The following is a 17,278-nucleotide window of genomic DNA, read 5'->3' as shown; positions in this document are numbered from 1 at the left end:
ATGGCGAGGATGATCCCCAACGTCGTCGATCCGTCGGTAGTGGCCTCCGAGAGGCGTGTCTTCGACGCGATTCGCGACGCCGGAGCGGGTCGGGATTGGATCGTGCTGCATTCGCTTGGACTGTCGAGCGAGTGGGGCGGCGAGTTCGGCGAGATCGACTTCGTGGTGATCATGCCCGGACGAGGCATCGTCTGCGTCGAGGTGAAAGGCGGCGGCGTATCGGTCCACGACGGCGTATGGACCACACGCGACCGCCATGGCCGCACCGAAAGACTGAAGCGGAGCCCATACCGCCAAGCACAGGACGGTATGTGGAAGCTCCTGTCGGCCATCACGAAGCGGTTCGGCGTCGGCTCGCAGGAGGCACGCTGCCCGATCGGTTGGTTGGCCGTGTTTCCCGACGTCCAGTGCCCACCGATCACGACGGAAGCGGCGCGGGACGAGATCGTGGACCGAGACGACTTCGACGGAGACATCGGCCCGCGCATCCACTCGGCACCGTCCCTCGCTCGCCTGCTAGGACGCCCCGATCTGGTGCCGCCGCACCAGGGCGTGTGCGACCGGATCGTCGGTTTCCTCCGGCCGGGCTTCGAGCGCGTCGCCGCGCCTTCGTCGCAGGACTGGGACGCGGAGCAGCGGATCAAGGCGCTCACCGAGGAGCAGTACGAAGCCCTCGACAGCCTCGCCGACAACGCTGCCTGCCTTCTGACCGGTCCGGCGGGTACCGGCAAGACGCTGCTGGGCTTGGAAAGCGCACGGCGCGCGGCTGCCCGGGGCGAAGACGCGCTCGTGCTCTGCTTCAACAGCCATCTGGGCCGCTTCCTCAGCGAGGCGGTCCAAGGCTTCGGGCCGGGGCGGGTCGTCGCCGGCAACGTCCACGCCGTCTTGAGGGAGCGGATCCTCGCCTCGTCGCTCGCAAGCGAATTTGCGCGGACCGAGCGGGAGCTCGCCCGGGAACAGTTCTACGGCGGGACCTTCTACGATCTGGGCGCACTCGCCGTCGAAGAAGGGTCCGAGCGTTTCGACCATATCGTGATCGACGAGGTGCAGGACATCCCCGCGGCCCGCGTCGGCGACCTCGTGAAGTCGTGGGAGCGAACGCGGGGCGGAGCCCGGCTCGTCATGCTCGGCGACTTCACGAGACAGGCCTTGTTCACCGGTGCAAGCGACACCTCGACGTCGCTACTGGCACAGGCCGTCGGGCCGTTCGCGACCTTCGGGCTTCGCCTCAATTGCCGAAACACGCGCCGCATCGCGCTTCAGACCGCCACTCTCAGCGGCCTGGGCGATCAGCGTCTCAGCGAAAAGCAACCGGAAGGCGATCAGGTCAGCCTGCAGTTCTACGACAGCGACAAAGCCGCCCTCGACCATCTCGACCGCATCGTGCGTGCCGTCCGCGAGACAGGGCAGAAGGCGCGCGACGTTATCCTCCTCGGACCGCGCCGTAGGGAGAATTCTCTGCTGGCGGACGTCAGCAAGGTCGGTGGATGGCCCCTCCGTGATCTCGGAGGCGCCGGTCCCGGCGATCTCGCGTACTCGACTATCCACGCGTTCAAGGGCCTGGAACGACCGGTCGTCATCCTCATCGACGTGGAGGGCGGGTCCCCGGAGGAATGCGACGCTCTTCTGTACGTCGGCATGACCCGTGCCCGTCTACGCCTGTTCATAGTCGCACCAGCCGCGGTCCGCCCTGCCATGGAACAGCGCATGGCCGCCGCCGCCCTGGCCGCAATCGGAGTGAAGCACCCATGAAGGTGTCCAGCGTCGCCTCTACGAGAGACGTCCGCGATCACATGATCGATGCGCTCCGCCGCGAGCTGATCGGCCCGTCACCCGGCTTTCCGCTCGTCCAGTACCGGGGCAACGACCACCCTCTGAATGGCCAAGAGATCCTCAGGCAGCAGGATCCGCCGCGCTATCGATACTCGGCCGGCATCCTGTTCCCGGCTGGGGTGAAGTTCTCGGCCACCCTGGACGCCAGCCAGGAAGCAGCCGACATCGAGGCTTCCCGGGACGTCGGCTCGGAGGGCGTGGGTGGGGTGGCAGACGAAGCTTCCGGCCTCGACCAACCCGCCATCGAGAGCGGCATGGCCGAGGACCGAGCGCCGGACGTCGACATCGAGGTGGACCCGACTTCGTCCTTTCTCCCCAGCACGATGGGCCTCAGTTTCCTCGCCGATGTCGGTGAGGGGATCCGCATCGAGGCTTCCTGGGGCACCTACCACAAGGAGTTCGTGAAGGACTTCCCCGGCTACCGCAAAGACGGACGCGATCCGGAGCTCTGGTTCCGTACACCGGGAACCGCCAAGGAAGAGATCGCCGCCGCCGACATCGTCGGCGTCGACCGCATCATGCGCCCGTCGCGAATACGCATCTCGCCTCCCGATGCCCACGGCCAGCTCGACATCGACATCGTCAGCCGCCCCTGGGATGGAAGGCGACGGCTCATCACGGTGACGCTCGTCAATTCCGGGACGCAAACGCGTCCAATCAACGAGAACTGCTTCTTCCAGTGCGAGATGTCCATCGTACCGTTGGACGGCACCTCGGTCTTGCCCTACCCGGGTCGCCCAGCCTCGCTGCAGGACGACGAGGAACTCTCTTTGGCGCTCCTCTATCGCCATCGGCCGAACTTCGCCGTCGGCCACGGCTGTTCAGCGGATTGGAGCCTTTCACCGGAGGGCAATGTTCTCCGTCTCCGAACGGAAACGCTCCCTGTGTTCTCGCAGCCCCCGGTCCTTCCGCTGGAGGAGGCGGAGGGCGTCGAGCTATCCATGCGGCGTCTGGGCCTCGCCACCGACGCGTCCCTTTTTGGGTCCTGCAGGGCGCTCGCGAAGGCGTACGATGGGTGGATTGCGGACCGAGCCTCCGAACTGGCCAGAGACGCCTCGCTGGAGCCGGACCTCCGCAGAGTAGGTGAGAAGCATCTCGACGAGTGCCGCGCCTGCCTCGCTCGGATGATCGACGGCATTGATCTCCTCGAGCGGGATGCGGACGCCCTGGAGGCGTTCCGCATCATGAACCTCGCCATGGTCGAGCAGAGGGCGCACTACGCCCTCGCATCGGAGGACAAGTTCCAGCGATCTTGGCTGAAGGGGTCCTCGGGCCAGGAGCCAAGCGCTCCGTCCCCGACGCCGGCCTACCCCGATTCGACGCGCTGGCGACCTTTTCAGCTGGCCTTCATTTTGATGAACATCAGGTCCTTCGTCGACCCGACGCATCCTGAGCGGGCTCTGGTCGACGTGATCTGGTTCCCCACCGGCGGCGGCAAGACCGAGGCCTATCTCGGTCTTGCCGCTTTGGTCATCCTCCTGCGCCGCCTGCGGACCCCGAACGACGCGGGCGCCACCGTTTTGATGCGCTACACTCTGCGGCTGCTCACGACGCAGCAGTTCCAGCGTGCGGCGTCGCTGATCTGCGCCCTCGAAAAGCGCCGTCGGGCAGAGCCGGCGAGATTTGGAGACGTGCCGATCTCGATCGGCCTGTGGCTCGGTGGGGCGGTGACGCCGAACAAGGACGACGCAGCGGTCGACGCGCTGAGCAAGCTCAAGCGGGACGGCGGCGACAATCCCTTTGTGATCCTGCGCTGCCCGTGGTGCGGCGTCGACATGGGGCCCCAGGACTACGACGGGGAGATCAGAGCCTTCGGGTATAAGCGGGACCGGTCGGGCGGACTGGATCGCGTGGCGTTTCGCTGCGAAGATCCGGGCTGCGCCTTTTCGGGCGACGTGGGCCTTCCGCTGGAAGTCGTCGACGAGGGCATCTACCGGCAGCCACCCACGCTCCTGATCGGCACCGTCGACAAGTTCGCGATGATGCCGTGGAACCCGGAAGCGCGCCTCCTCTTCGGGATGGACAATCCGCAGGCCGCCACCCCGCCCGAACTCGTCATCCAGGACGAGCTCCACCTCATCTCCGGTCCTCTCGGATCGATGGTCGGGCACTACGAAACGCTGATCGACGAGTTCAGCACCGCTCACCGCGAGGGGAAGCGCATTCCGGCGAAGATCGTCGCGTCGACGGCGACGATCGCGAGGGCCGCGGAGCAGGTGCACGCCGTTTACGGACGGAAGTCGGCGTTGTTCCCGCCCCAAGGCCTCGTTGCGGGCGAGTCCTTCTTCGCACGCGAGGGCGACGGCGCGTCGGGGCGAACCTACGTCGGCGTCCTCGCCACCGCCGTGCCCTCGCATGTGACCGCCCAGGTGAGGACGCTCTCCGCGCTGCTGCAGGCCCCCACGCTAGTCGATGCGGCGTCAGGCAATCTGGACGATCTCGTGGACCCCTACTGGACCCTGGTCGTCTACTTCAACAGCCTGCGAGAACTCGGGCGCGCCTCGACCCTCGTCCAGGCGGACATCCGAGAGTACCTGAACGCCGTGTGGGACCGGATCGGCCTTCCCGTGATGATGAGCACGGCGGGCGCCCCCGACCGGCGCCGCTTCATCAACAATTTTGACGAGCTCACGAGCCGAATGCGGAGCAGCGAAATTCCGGCCACGCTCCAGAAGCTCTTCCGTGCTCGCCCCTCGCGAGATGCGGTGGACCTCTGCTACGCCACCAACATGATCCAGGTCGGCCTCGATGTCCCGCGTCTGAGCCTGATGTCGATCGTCGGCCAGCCGAAGGGCGCGTCGGAATACATCCAGGCCTCCAGCCGCGTCGGCCGCGGTCGCGACAAGCCGGGTCTCGTCGTGACGAACTACAACCCGTTCAAGCCGAGGGACCGATCCCACTTCGAAACCTTCCGGTCCTTCCACGAGAACGCTTATCGCCACGTCGAGCCGACCAGCGTCACTCCCTTCTCCATCCCGGTCTGCGAGCGCGCGATCCACGCCCTGGCCGTAGCGGTGACCCGCTTCAGGTTCCCGCACCTTCGCGACAGTCCGCGGCTCGGTCTTTCTGCGGCCGAGCGGGCCGAGGTCACGCGGATCGTGATGGACCGCGTCCGCCTCGTCGATCCCGCAGAGACGGCTCGTGCTCAAGCGACCCTGGACCGCTTCCTCGACGACTGGGACAGGCGAAAGCCCCAGGATTACGGCAGCGTCTTCAAGACGCCCGACGATCCGCTCATCCACCCGGCTGGGCGTGCGTTCCCCGCACATCTGAGCCATCTCGCGGCTTCGGTCAGGGAGACGGCCACCTCGATGCGAAACGTCGACGCCGACTGTGAGGCCACGCCCATCACGGTCTACACGACAGGTGACGAAGCATGACGAACAGGTTCGCTAGAGGCCGCGGCGGTCGGGGCGGACGCCCCGCCGGCGGCGGGGGGGCACCGGCGGCACCGAGGCGGATCCCACGTCGCCGCCCGGTCCGCCGAGGCCAGATCATCTCGCCGTTCGGCGTCGGCGCCGTGAACGACTTCCGCAACGACGAAGCACTGATGTGCGCGGGGCTGGACCGCTGGTTCCCCAACGCGCCGGACATCGGCTTGTGCATAAGCGAGGAGCGTCTGCAGGCCCGCCTCGGATGCAGCCACTTCGTGAAGCCGCCGGATTTCGGCGAGGGCGAGGGCACTTCCAAGGTCAAGATTCCCCACGTCCGTTTTCCGCTCTGGCATTACTGCCCGCATTGCTTCCGCATGGAGAAGACGACGCTGTTCGGCGGTCAGCCGCAGTGCGATGGCTGCGCTCCCCCAGGCAAGACGTGGAAGCGACGCATGATCCCGGTCCGCATCGTGGCCATCTGCGAGGGTGGGCACATCGAGGATTTTCCCTTCCAGGAATGGATCGGCTGCAGTTGCACCGCGGCTGATCGCAAGCTGTTCTTCAAGGCCGGGCGCAGCGCGGCGAGCCTCGCTGGCATCAAGATAATCTGCACGGCCTGCGATCGGACGAGGTCGCTGGCTGGCGCCTTCGAGGAGGGGGCCCTCACCTCCGTGAAGACGTGTTCCGGCGCCCAGCCCTGGCTCGGCCGCGAGGAGGGCGTGCATTCCTGCCAGCATCCCCTGCAGACGGTCCAGCGGGGTGGCTCGAACGTCTACTTCCCGATTGTCACGAGCTCGATCTACATCCCTCCGAGCCGCTTGGTCGAGAGCGACGTCGTTCGCAACATCCTCGACATGCCAGCCATTTGGCAGCAGCTCTCGTCGGCGTCGGTGAACGGGACCGTCCCCGAGGCGGTCTGTTCGATGCTTGCGGCCGTGTGGCCGGGCGTGACCGCCAAGGAACTCGCGGAGGCCGCGACCGCCCGTCTCGCCGGTAAGCAGTCGGTGATCGGCGTCGACAGCGAGGAGGATTTCCGGCGTCAGGAGTACGAGGTGCTGTGCAGCGGCGCCGGATCCGCACAGGACGACCTGTTCGTCGAGCGCGCCGACGGTTCCGATTACGGGTGGCTGGATCGATTCGTCCGCCGTGTCGGCCTCGTTCGCAAGCTTCGCGAAACAAGGGTGCATGTGGGCTTCTCTCGCCTAATGCCGCTCACGGACCGAAGCGACCCCAACGTCCAGCCTCTCTCGATCAACAGCGTCGACTGGCTTCCCGCGATCGAGGTTCGCGGTGAAGGGATCTTCATCGAGTTGCGTGAGGACGCTATCGACGAATGGCTGGCGGACGGCAAGGCTGCCGCACGCGTCGCAAAACTGATCAGCGAATACAACCGAAAGCGACGGGAGCGGCAGTTGGCTCCGCGTCCGATTGACGCCCGCTTCATCATGATCCAGACGCTCGCCCACGCGCTGATTAAGGAACTGACGTTCACGTGCGGCTACGGATCCTCCTCTCTGCGCGAGAGGCTTTACTGCAATCTGGAGGACCCGCGGCGTCGGATGAACGGGTTCCTGGTCTACACGGCTTCGGGCGATTCCGAGGGAACGCTAGGGGGGCTTGTTGCTCAGGGTGCCCCGAAGCGGTTCGAGCGCCTCGTCAATGATGCGCTCGCCAGGGCATCGTGGTGCTCGAATGATCCCGTCTGCATGGAGAGCCCCGATGGAGGTGCCTTTTCCTCCAATCTGGCGGCCTGCCACAGCTGTGTCCTCCTGCCGGAAACGAGCTGCGAAGAGGGCAACAGGCTGCTCGACCGAGCTCTGCTGTCGGGAACCGTGGACGATCCCGACGTCGGGTTCTTCCGCGACCTGCCCTTCCGCTGGGCGCAATGAGACGCGAGCGGCTCGCAGCCGTCCCGCGTTCGATCATGGTTGGGGAGCGAGACAGCGCCGTCTTCGGGGTGCGTCCGTCCGCCTTCTCGTACAAGTCCCTCATCGGGTTAGGGTTATTTGCACATCGGCCTGTTAGGGATGATCAGAACCTGGTAGCACTAAACCGGCAGATTCTGCGGGCACGGGAGGGACGCTTTCCGTGCCCGCGCTGATTCGGGAGGCGACGCTGATGGTCCGGGCTATCGATCTCTTTTGTGGGGGTGGCGGAAGCAGCTGGGGCGCGCAGGCGGCGGGAGCCGAACTGGTTGGCGCCGTGGATGCATGGGACGTCGCCGCGCGAACCTACAGCGACAATTTCCCCGGCGCGGTGGTGGTGAACACGCGCTTGAGCGACGAGAGCGGCCCGGAGATATTCGGGGACATTGGACAGGTCGACCTCCTGATCGCGTCTCCCGAATGCACCCACCACTCGATCGCTCGCGGCGCAAAGCCACGCTGCGACGAAAGCAGACGTTCCGGCTGGTATGTCATGCGCTTCATTCGCGAGATGCGACCGCAGTGGATCGTGCTCGAGAACGTCGCGATGATGCGGAACTGGGAGGGCTTCCGGGAGCTGAAGACGGCGCTCGAGGACGTAGGCTACCTGCTGACGATCCAGACACTGGACGCCGCCGACTTCGGCGTGCCGCAGGCGCGCCGACGGCTCTTCATCATGGGGGAGCTTGGGCGCAAGCCAGACGAGGTCACCGTCCCGCCCTCCCATCCGCTGCCAGCGAGCACAATTCTCGACGAGCCCGGCACGTGGCCCGCCAAGCACGCCTTCGACGAGCGCCGCGCGGAGGCCACCGCCGAGCGTATTCGAGCTGGGATCGCCGAGCTGGGTGAAGGCGAGGATTTCCTCGTGGTGTACTACTCCTCCGACCGCGCGGGCGGATGGCAGCCTCTCACTCGACCGCTGCGCACGCTCACCACGCTCGACCGATTCGGTCTGGTCTCATGGGTGGAGGGCATTCCTAGGCTGAGAATGCTTCAGTTGCCGGAGTTGCGCCGCGCTATGGGTTTTGGTCTCTGCCCGAGGACTGGGCGCGAGTACCGTCTCGAATACGGCAGCCGCAGAGATCGCGTGAAGATCCTAGGCAACGGGGTTTGCCCCCCCGTCATGCAGCACGTCATCGAGTGTCTCACGGGCATAGGGTGCTCCTTGGCTCGTGCGGCTTGATCGTCGACACTTGATGGGATCTTGGCGGAGACACATCGATTTCCCGCTATATCGGTCAACTTTCCATTGAGTTTACCCCGGAAATCCTATCAATGGTCATTATGTGGATGGCAGGCTTCGGGACCTCTCAGAGGCTCCGAAATGGGGCCCCGCATAAAGCCGAACAAAATCGATTCTTGATTGCCTTGTAGGTCCGAAGTGGGGTCCCGGTTAAGAGCTGTAGGGCCCCGCGGGGTGGCGATCCAAACTCATCGAAAATTCGAGTTGCCAATCCCGCAACGGAGCTATCTCGCGCCTCAAAGGAGTGCGCGTATGGCCAGCCGAGACGAAATTCAGGAAGCGCTCGAAATCGTCGCCTATGCCGTGGAAGTTCACGGTGAGGCGTACGCTCCGCTGTTGGAGCGGCTCGAACGAGACTTGCGTGCCGCGACTGAGATCTCTCCTGCACGTGCGAAAGCGCGACAAATCTTGAGTTCCGCTCACACCCGCTCCGGCGGCTTCAAGACCATGCGGTCGAGAATCGCCGCTTTGTGCGCGAGCGACGGGCCTTGCCCGTAGAGCCCGCCGGCGTGCCCCATCAGGCTGTCTTTCTCCTCATCGGTCACGCGAATGGCCGTGAGCCGGTCAGCAAAGGAATGGCGTAGACCGTAAAATTTGTGCTCCGGGCTCGGCATGAGGCCCGCATTCCGGAGAAAGTCGTTTACCAAGTTGGACAGGCCGTCTGCTTTGTGCCTGTACCGCGGAAAGCCCCGACTCTGCTCTTTCATGGCCATCAGTGCTACCCCCACCAAGGGCATGTCACGCACGGACCAGAAATTCTTGGTCTCCCGGCCGTCTGGTCGAACCTCCACATGAGGCACAGGTGCTTCCAAATGAATACGATCCTCGGTAAGGTTGCAGACTTCTGACGGCCGCATACCCGTCTCGATACAGACGAAAACAATTCGCCGCGCCTCTGCATTCAGCCCATCTAATGCACCCGTAAGCAGAAGTCTTTCCTGTATAAATTCGGTTTCGAAGGGGAGTCGCTTGTTGTTGGATGCACCTTCAAGACTCAAGCCAGCGAACGTCCGCGGAAGTCCCAATTTCAACTTCAAATCTACTTCGTTAATCATGGAATTGATATGTGATAAGTCTTTGTTTGCAGTGCCCGGATCGAGTCCTTCGTCAAGAACTCGCTGCTCCCACCACTCACGGAATGTCAACGCGTCGCGCCGAGTAATCCGATCAATTCTCTTGTCGCCGATCACGTGAAGAAGATTCCGTATGACCTTCAGCTTTGGGTTACGCCACTTGCGCCTTTGGTCGTCGCTCTTGCCTCTGTTTGAAAACGACCTGAACCGCTCATAAGTCTCGAAAAGCGTTGACAGACTCGGGATTTCGCTCTCAGCTTCGACGCCTCCCAAAATCGCAGCAGTCTCCAGTGGGTCGTCGATTTTGCCGGACGCTGCCAGTCGAAAAGCACGCTGAACGAGTTCGTCCGTGCTTGCGGTTTCCGCCAGGACGAGCGCCGGTTCATAGATCAGTCCGAGCGTCCGCGCTCTGCGGCGCGCGGCCTCGAAGCGGATCCCCGCTTCCTGCACACGCCCCTCGGAAAGGTCGCGCCAGCCGCTTTCCAGCTGCCTGTTGAATTCCTCCGCCGCTCGTTTCGCCCGCTTGCCGGCCGGGTCGTCCTCGACCCTGATCTTCAGCGGAGCGCGCACGAAGGTGCGCCGGTCGAGGTGAGCGAACGCCGTCGGGACGCGCCTGACGAAGTGCCAGTAATCACCTCGCTGAACGATATAGTCTGCCATCCGCCGAACCACGCCATGTTACACAACATGTAACTCGTTCTGTTGCGCGAGGTCAAGCGCAAAGCCTTGTACAGCTTGCTTTTCAGTCGTCCGCATGGATTCTTGATGATGATGTGGCGGACAGGGCGGGATTCGAACCCGCGATACGGTTTCCCGTATACACACTTTCCAGGCGTGCGCCTTAAACCACTCGGCCACCTGTCCGCGTCGCCGCGGGGGGGCAGGCCGCCCGCGGAGGCGCTACATATATCCGGCGGCGCTTTGGACGCAACCCCCGTTTCGGGGCAGCGTGCGTCGTTCCGGCGCCCGCCCGCTGCGATGAAGCGTAGCCGCATTTCGGTGTTGCGCGGGACGCGCGACCTTGTAAGTCTTTCTTATCTGTATCTCAGCGTTCGCGAGCCCGCCCCATGATCCGTTTCTTCGTCCGCGTCATCGGCCTCCTCCTCGTCGCGGCGGGATTCGTCGGCGTGGTCGTCGACGGCACGCGCTCGATCGCGAACCACGAGGTCGTGTTCGCGCCGCTGGGCGAGATCCTGTTCCAGCTCTTCCCGAGCACGTTCCCGATGCTGGAGCCGGCGATCACGCGCCACGTCTCGCCCTTCCTGTGGGATCCGATCCTGCTGACGGTGCTCCTGTGGCCGGCCTCGATCGTCGCCTTCGTTCTCGGCGCCGTCCTGCTCTGGCTCTCGCAGAAGCGCCCGGAGCCGGTGGGCTATCTCACGGAGCGCTGAGGGCCTGAAAACCGGCGCTCGCGCGCTTATATCCGGGGGAATGCTCCGAGGAGGCTCCCCCATGTTCTTCACCCGCAAGAAGACGACGATCCCCACGCCCGCCGAGGCTCTGCCCGGCCGCGACAGCGCGATTCCGACCGCCGAGCGGCACTACGTGTCGGGCCGGCCGCTGAAGGGCCCCTATCCCGAGGGCGCGAAGGTCGCGACCTTCGGTCTCGGCTGCTTCTGGGGCGCGGAACGCGCCTTCTGGCAATTGCCCGGCGTCCACGTCACCGCCGTGGGCTACGCCGCGGGCCACACGCCGAACCCGACCTACGAGGAGGTCTGCTCCGGCATGACCGGGCACAACGAGGTGGTCCGCGTGGTCTACGACCCCGCCGAGATCTCCTACGAGCGCCTGCTCAAGGCCTTCTTCGAGAGCCACGACCCGACCCAGGGCATGCGCCAGGGCAACGACGTCGGCACGCAGTACCGCTCGGGCATCTACGTCGAGGACGAGGAGCAGCGCAGGGCAGCCGAGGCGGCGCGCACGGCCTATCACGCGCGCCTGCAGGAGAAGGGCTATCCCGCCGTGACGACGGAGATCCGCGAGGCCGGGCCGTTCTACTATGCCGAGGACTATCACCAGCAATATCTCGCCAAGAACCCCGGCGGCTATTGCGGGCTCGGCGGCACGGGCGTGTCCTGCCCCGTCGGCGTGGTCGAGGCCTGATCGCGAACGTCCGATCTCAGGGTCGCGTGAGCCCCACCCGGCGCGCGCGGCCCCCGGTCATCCGCGCGAGGGTGTCGTCGCGGCGCAGGTAGTGATGCTGCAGCGCCGCGCCAGCGTGGATGAGCACCACGAAGACGAGGAGATAGGCCGCCCAATTGTGGACGACGAAGATCGGGCGCGCCACGTCGAAGCCGCGGGCGACGGGCAACGTCAGGTCGATGCTCCAGAACAGGTTCACCGGCGCGCAGCAGGCCGAGGTCGCAGCCCACCCCGAGAGCGGCACGATCACGATCAGGAGATAGAGCGCCACGTGGCTGATGCGCGCGGCGAGGAGCTGCCAGCCCGGCATCGGCGCGTGCTCCGGCGCCCCGTGGACGGCGCGTGCGACGAAGCGCAGGACGACGAGGGCGACGACGATCAGCCCGAAGGACTTGTGCAGCTCGTAGAGCGCGTTCGTCAGCGTGCCGGGGCCGATGCGGGTCATCGTCAGACCCGCGGCGACGAGCCCGAAGATGCACAAGGCGGTGAGCCAATGGATCCAGATCTGAACCGGCGCGTAGGTCGCGACCGCACGCCTGCCGTGGTCCCTCGCCATCCTCATTCTCCTTCGCCGCCGGCTCTCAGATCGCAATCGAACAGGACGTCGCCGTCCTCGAGGAGATAGGCCCGCGCGCGCGGACGCAAGGCCTGCGCGATGCGCTCGACGGGATCGAGGACGAGGCCGGGGCGGCCCGAGCCGATCAGCATCGGCGAGACGAGGACGTGCAGGCGATCGAGCGCGCCGTCCGCGAGGAAGCGCGACACCGTCTCGGCGCCGCCCTCGACGAGAATGCGCCCGAAGCCGAGCCGCCCCAGCGCAGCGACGATCGCCCCCGGTGCGATCGTGCCCTCCTCCGAGAAGGCGACGAGCTCGACGCCCCCCGGCACCGGCGCCGTCACGCGCCTGCGGCGAAGCAGCACGCGGCGCGCGCCGTCATCGCGCCAAACCGCCGCATCGGGGGAGAGGCGCCCGTTGGGATCGAGCACCACGCGCGCGGGGCTGCGGCCGGGCACGCGGCGCACGGTGAGCAGCGGATCGTCGGCGATCGCCGTGCCGACGCCGACGAGGACGGCGTCGACCCGCGCGCGGATGGCGTGCAGGTGATCGAGCGCCGCCGAACCGTTGATATACTTGGAATCGCCCGTGACCGTGGCGATGCGCCCGTCGAGCGACTGGCCGAGCTGCCCGACGACGAAGGGCGCCTGCGGACGCCCCGCCGCGAAGGGCGAAAACACGTCCGGGCGCGGCGTGGACGAAGCCGCCGAGCCGCCATCCTCGAGGCCATGCCCCTGCGGCATCACGGCCGCGCTCGTGCCAGATCCGTCGTTACCCATGCACCGTACCCGAATTGCCTCGCGCGGAATGCGCCCGATATAACGCGAGCCGGCTCATTTCGGCGCGCCATCGGGAGTCCCCCAACGAACTAGCGTGGCGGGAACGAACGGCCAGGGCCGGCGCTTGTCGTCCGGCCCGATCCGGCGGACCCGTCTCGCGTGAAAGGCCAGGAAGTCATGATGCGTCTCGTTATGGGCTTGAGCGGAGATGCCGACCTGACACGGGTCGAGCGCGCCATCGCGGAGTTCCGCCACGCCCGCCCGGTTCTGATCGAGGAGGGCGACGCGGCGATCGTCGCGGTCGGCGTCGAGGATCTCGACGCGGAGGCCTGCGCGCGGCTCGACGTCGTCGCCGGCGGCACCGCCCGCCTCGTGCTCACCGACAAGCGCCTCTCGCGCATCGGTCGCGAGCGGGGCGAGCCCGGTGCCATCGCCCTGCCGCGCCTCGACGCGTCTCGCGTCGAGAGCCTCGCGCGCAAGACCGAGGCTCGCCTCGACGCTCCGGCGCATCCCATCGACCCGCTCGACGCCGTGGCGCTCGAGCTCGCCCGCCTCGCCTTCGTGACGCCGGCGGTGGTCACCTTCCCCGTGCGCGCCGGCATCGAGCGCGAGGCGAGCCTGATGCGCGTGCCCGCCGACGCCGTTCGCGGCTTCCGCGCCCGCCAATCCTCGACGCTGCGGATCGCGAGCCGCGCGCCCGTCCCGCTCGAGGGCGCGGCGAAGACGGAGTTCGTCGTCTTCCGCGGCGGCGAGGGCATGCGCGATCAGGTCGCTGTCCTCGTCGGCGAGCCGGATCTCGAAAAGCCCGTCCTGGTGCGGCTGCATTCGGCCTGCCTCACGGGCGACCTGTTCGGCTCGCTCAAGTGCGATTGCGGCGACCAGCTGCGCGGCACGGTGCAGGCCATGGCCGAGGGCGAGGGCGGCATCCTGCTCTATCTCGACCAGGAGGGGCGCGGGAACGGCATCGCCAACAAGATCCGCGCCTACCAGCTCCAGGCCGAGGGCTTCGACACCTACGAGGCGGACGAGACGCTGGGCTTCGGGCTCGACCAGCGCCGCTTCGGCTTCGCGGCCGAGATGCTGCGCCAGCTCGGCGTGCGGTCCGTGCGGGTGATGACGAACAATCCCGAGAAGATCGCCGCGCTGAAGGGTGCCGGGCTGGAGGTCGCCGCCGACGTGCGCAGCATCGGGCGGCGCCATCCCGAGAACGTGCGCTATCTCGCCACGAAGCGCGACAAGGCGGGCCACCTGATCGAGCTCGACGGCGCCTGCGCGCCGAAGGCCGAGTGATCGGCCGCGGCGTCGCGCGGATGACGTAGCGTTCGCGCGACGTGTTGGGGGCGGCCCGGCTGTTCGGGGCGGCCCTTTGCGGGCTCTTCCCCGTCGCCTCCCACGGGCTGCGGCGACGCTTGCCGAGAACGCGCCGCGCGTCCAGTCGTCGCGGCGCGTTTTCAACAGGACTTCGTAAGCTCGGCTGCCGCGTCACCTTTAACGCAAAGGTGACCGATCGATCGTTACGCTCCCGCGGGACGTCGCCGCGACGCGACGGGCCGACGAAGGGGCAGAACGCCGTGGATGCAGAGACCCGCGCCGCCATCAAGAAGCTCGCCAACGCCATCGACGGCGTCGCCGGAATGGCTGCGGGCTGCGCCGCGTACATCGCCGCGATGGAGAACGCCTCCTTCGCCGACAGGCGCAAGGCGGTGGGCGTGTCGCGGACCTTCGCGCCCGAGGGCCTCGCCGGCGAGGCCGGCATCCCGCCGGCCCGGGTCGCCCAGGCGATGATCGAGCAGATCGCCACGGTCGCGCGCCAGATGGAGCAGCTCAAGCAGCGCGTGGACGTGCCCCCGCGCCTGCCGCCCCAGCGCGATCGCGACGAGCCCCTCCCCGAGACGCCGGCGCGCAAGCGCGCCTGACGCGAAAGCCGGACGGCACCGTTCGCCGGCTCGCGAACCGCCGCGGGGCCCCTCGCGTGGCACGGCCGCGCCCGCTCCCGCACGGGTTCTTTCGCAATGCGGCAAGGCGGTTCCCCGAGGGCGTCGCGGGCGCTTGCGCCCCCTGAGATCCCATGGTATCGCAGCCACGCCTCGCGGGCGCCGGGTGCCTCGCGCATCCGCGGCCGAGCCAATCCAGACCTCAGCGAGCGCTCTTTCGCATCGCCCCGCGGCGACGGAGCGCTCCCTTTCGGGAAGAGACTTTCGGTGGCTGAGCGAAATCAAGAAGGCGAGTCGCGGACAGGCGGCTCGATCGTGTCGGGGGTCGCCGGCCGGTACGCGTCCGCTCTGTTCGAGCTGGCGCAGGACCAGGGCGTCGTCGACGCCGTGGAATCGGAGCTCGTCCGCATCGAGGCGCTCGCCGCCGAGAGCGAGGACCTGCGTCGGCTGCTCAAGAGCCCCGTCTACACCGCCGACGAGCAGAAGGCCGCCATGGGCGCCGTGCTCGATCGCGTCGGCATCGGCGGCCTGACCGGCAATTTCGTACGGCTCGTCGCCTCCAAGCGCCGCCTCTTCCTGCTCATGACCATGATCCGGGACTTCAAGGCCCTGAACGCGCAGGCCAAGGGCATCGTGCCCGCCGAGGTGCGCGTCGCCGAGGCTCCCTCCGAGGCCCTCCTCGCCGAGATCCGCACCACGGTGCGCGACCTCGCCCAATCCGAGGTGTCGCTGGACGTGAAGGTCGACCCCGCGCTGATCGGCGGCCTCGTCGTCAAAGTCGGCTCGCGCATGATCGACGCGTCCCTGCGCACCAAGCTCAATGCAATTCGTCTCAGCCTGAAAGAGGCCCGCTGATGGACATTCGTGCAGCCGAGATCTCCGCGATCCTCAAGGAGCAGATCAAGAACTTCGGTCAGGAGGCCGAGGTCAGCGAAGTCGGCCAGGTGCTGTCCATCGGTGACGGCATCGCGCGGTGCTACGGCCTCGACAAGGTCCAGTACGGCGAGATGGTCGAGTTCGAGTCCGGGGTGCGCGGCATGGCGCTCAACCTCGAGACGGACAACGTCGGCGTCGTCGTGTTCGGCTCCGACCGCGAGATCTCCGAGGGCCAGACGGTCAAGCGCACCGGCGCGATCGTGGACGTGCCGGTCGGCAAGGGCCTGCTCGGCCGCGTGGTCGACGGCCTCGGCAACCCGATCGACGGCAAGGGCCCGATCGTCTCCGACGAGCGCCGCCGCGTCGACGTGAAGGCGCCGGGCATCATCCCGCGCAAGTCCGTGCACGAGCCGATGGCGACGGGCCTCAAGGCCATCGACGCGCTGATCCCGATCGGCCGCGGCCAGCGCGAGCTGATCATCGGCGACCGCCAGACCGGCAAGACCGCGATCGCGCTCGACACGATCCTCAACCAGAAGCCGGCGCACGCCGCGGGCGACGAAAACCAGAAGCTCTACTGCGTCTACGTCGCCGTGGGCCAGAAGCGCTCCACCGTCGCGCAGTTCGTGAAGGCGCTCGAAGAGAACGGCGCGATGGAGTACTCCGTCGTCGTCGCCGCGACCGCGTCCGACCCGGCGCCGATGCAGTTCATCGCGCCCTTCGCCGGCTGCGCCATGGGCGAGTATTTCCGCGACAACGGCATGCACGCGGTCATCATCTACGACGACCTCTCGAAGCAGGCCGTCGCCTACCGCCAGATGTCGCTGCTCCTGCGTCGCCCGCCCGGCCGCGAGGCCTTCCCCGGCGACGTGTTCTATCTCCACTCGCGCCTGCTCGAGCGCGCGGCGAAGATGGGCGACGATTTCGGCAACGGCTCGCTCACCGCGCTGCCGGTCATCGAGACGCAGGCGAACGACGTGTCCGCCTACATCCCGACGAACGTGATCTCGATCACCGACGGCCAGATCTTCCTCGAGACGGACCTGTTCTACCAGGGCATCCGCCCGGCGGTGAACGTCGGCCTCTCGGTGTCGCGCGTGGGCTCCGCCGCGCAGACCAAGGCGATGAAGAAGGTCGCCGGCAAGATCAAGGGCGAGCTCGCGCAGTACCGCGAGATGGCCGCCTTCGCGCAGTTCGGCTCGGACCTCGACGCGACGACCCAGCGCCTGCTCAATCGCGGCGCGCGCCTGACGGAGCTGCTCAAGCAGCCCCAGTTCTCGCCGCTGAAGATGGAAGAGCAGGTCTGCGTGATCTATGCCGGCGTCAACGGCTATCTCGACCAGCTGCCGGTGGCGAAGGTCCGCGCCTTCGAGGACGGCCTGCTCGGCCTCCTGCGCCAGAAGCACCCGGAGATCCTCGACGCGATCCGCGACACGAAGGATCTCAAGGACGACACCGCCGAGAAGCTCAAGGCCGTCGTCACCGACTTCGCCAAGACGTTCTCCGCCTGACCGGCGCGAGCGACGTCATCGCGCCGCCGCGT

General features: G+C 66.8%; 13 protein-coding genes and 1 tRNA gene. 10 read left to right on the top strand and 4 right to left on the bottom strand.

The window, feature by feature from the left end:
- The 4 genes from IEX89_RS22170 to IEX89_RS22155 all read left to right on the top strand — a co-directional run bounded on the left by IEX89_RS22170 (position 1) and on the right by IEX89_RS22155 (position 8,315).
- Complete coding sequence (locus IEX89_RS22170; RefSeq protein WP_188915462.1) at positions 1–1,752, top strand: nuclease-related domain-containing DEAD/DEAH box helicase; 1,752 nt, start codon at positions 1–3, stop codon at positions 1,750–1,752.
- The gene (locus IEX89_RS22165) at positions 1,749–5,213 is read left to right on the top strand and encodes a helicase-related protein (RefSeq protein ID WP_188915461.1); all 3,465 of its coding nucleotides are present in this window, start codon (positions 1,749–1,751) and stop codon (positions 5,211–5,213) included. Before IEX89_RS22170 ends, IEX89_RS22165 begins: the two co-directional genes overlap by 4 nt.
- On the top strand, positions 5,210–7,096 hold the full coding sequence (gene drmB / locus IEX89_RS22160; protein ID WP_210317691.1) for an MrfA Zn-binding domain-containing protein: 1,887 nt from the start codon (positions 5,210–5,212) through the stop codon (positions 7,094–7,096). Before IEX89_RS22165 ends, drmB begins: the two co-directional genes overlap by 4 nt.
- Before the next feature lie 199 nt (positions 7,097–7,295).
- Positions 7,296–8,315 (top strand): DNA cytosine methyltransferase, encoded by a 1,020-nt coding sequence (locus IEX89_RS22155; RefSeq protein ID WP_188915459.1) that lies wholly within the window; start codon positions 7,296–7,298, stop codon positions 8,313–8,315.
- A gap of 479 nt (positions 8,316–8,794) precedes the next feature.
- Here IEX89_RS22155 and IEX89_RS22150 read toward each other — a convergent pair whose 3' ends face one another.
- Positions 8,795–10,108 (bottom strand): site-specific integrase, encoded by a 1,314-nt coding sequence (locus IEX89_RS22150; protein ID WP_188915458.1) that lies wholly within the window; start codon positions 10,106–10,108, stop codon positions 8,795–8,797.
- 114 nt (positions 10,109–10,222) lie between these two features.
- A tRNA-Ser gene (locus IEX89_RS22145) sits at positions 10,223–10,312 on the bottom strand.
- Between the two features lie 203 nt (positions 10,313–10,515).
- Between IEX89_RS22145 and IEX89_RS22140 the strand changes: the two genes are divergently transcribed.
- Together IEX89_RS22140 and msrA are read left to right on the top strand one after the other, a co-directional pair.
- Positions 10,516–10,839, top strand: a complete 324-nt coding sequence (locus IEX89_RS22140) for a hypothetical protein (protein WP_244645648.1) — start codon at positions 10,516–10,518, stop codon at positions 10,837–10,839.
- 61 nt (positions 10,840–10,900) lie between these two features.
- On the top strand, positions 10,901–11,551 hold the full coding sequence (msrA, locus tag IEX89_RS22135; RefSeq protein ID WP_188915457.1) for a peptide-methionine (S)-S-oxide reductase MsrA: 651 nt from the start codon (positions 10,901–10,903) through the stop codon (positions 11,549–11,551).
- Positions 11,552–11,567: 16 nt separating this feature from the next.
- Here the strand turns inward: msrA and IEX89_RS22130 are convergent, their stop codons facing one another.
- Positions 11,568–12,146 (bottom strand): cytochrome b, encoded by a 579-nt coding sequence (locus tag IEX89_RS22130; RefSeq protein WP_188915456.1) that lies wholly within the window; start codon positions 12,144–12,146, stop codon positions 11,568–11,570.
- A gap of 2 nt (positions 12,147–12,148) precedes the next feature.
- Complete coding sequence (locus tag IEX89_RS22125; RefSeq protein WP_188915455.1) at positions 12,149–12,889, bottom strand: RibD family protein; 741 nt, start codon at positions 12,887–12,889, stop codon at positions 12,149–12,151.
- 213 nt (positions 12,890–13,102) lie between these two features.
- Between IEX89_RS22125 and ribA the strand changes: the two genes are divergently transcribed.
- The 4 genes from ribA to atpA all read left to right on the top strand — a co-directional run bounded on the left by ribA (position 13,103) and on the right by atpA (position 17,246).
- Positions 13,103–14,215: a GTP cyclohydrolase II RibA gene (gene ribA, locus IEX89_RS22120; protein WP_308423850.1), complete on the top strand. Its 1,113-nt coding sequence runs from the start codon at positions 13,103–13,105 to the stop codon at positions 14,213–14,215.
- 281 nt (positions 14,216–14,496) lie between these two features.
- Positions 14,497–14,841, top strand: coding sequence for a hypothetical protein (locus IEX89_RS22115; RefSeq protein WP_188915454.1), 345 nt, complete (start codon positions 14,497–14,499; stop codon positions 14,839–14,841).
- A 285-nt stretch (positions 14,842–15,126) separates the two neighbouring features.
- Positions 15,127–15,714 (top strand): F0F1 ATP synthase subunit delta, encoded by a 588-nt coding sequence (locus IEX89_RS22110; protein ID WP_244645647.1) that lies wholly within the window; start codon positions 15,127–15,129, stop codon positions 15,712–15,714.
- On the top strand, positions 15,714–17,246 hold the full coding sequence (gene atpA / locus IEX89_RS22105) for a F0F1 ATP synthase subunit alpha (protein ID WP_188915452.1): 1,533 nt from the start codon (positions 15,714–15,716) through the stop codon (positions 17,244–17,246). Before IEX89_RS22110 ends, atpA begins: the two co-directional genes overlap by 1 nt.
- Positions 17,247–17,278 lie beyond the last annotated feature (32 nt).

Origin of the sequence: Salinarimonas ramus, assembly GCF_014645695.1 — a bacterium.
GTDB lineage: Bacteria > Pseudomonadota > Alphaproteobacteria > Rhizobiales > Beijerinckiaceae > Salinarimonas > Salinarimonas ramus.
Note: the sequence above shows the minus strand (reverse complement) of the source record. Positions and strands in the feature narration are given on the sequence as shown.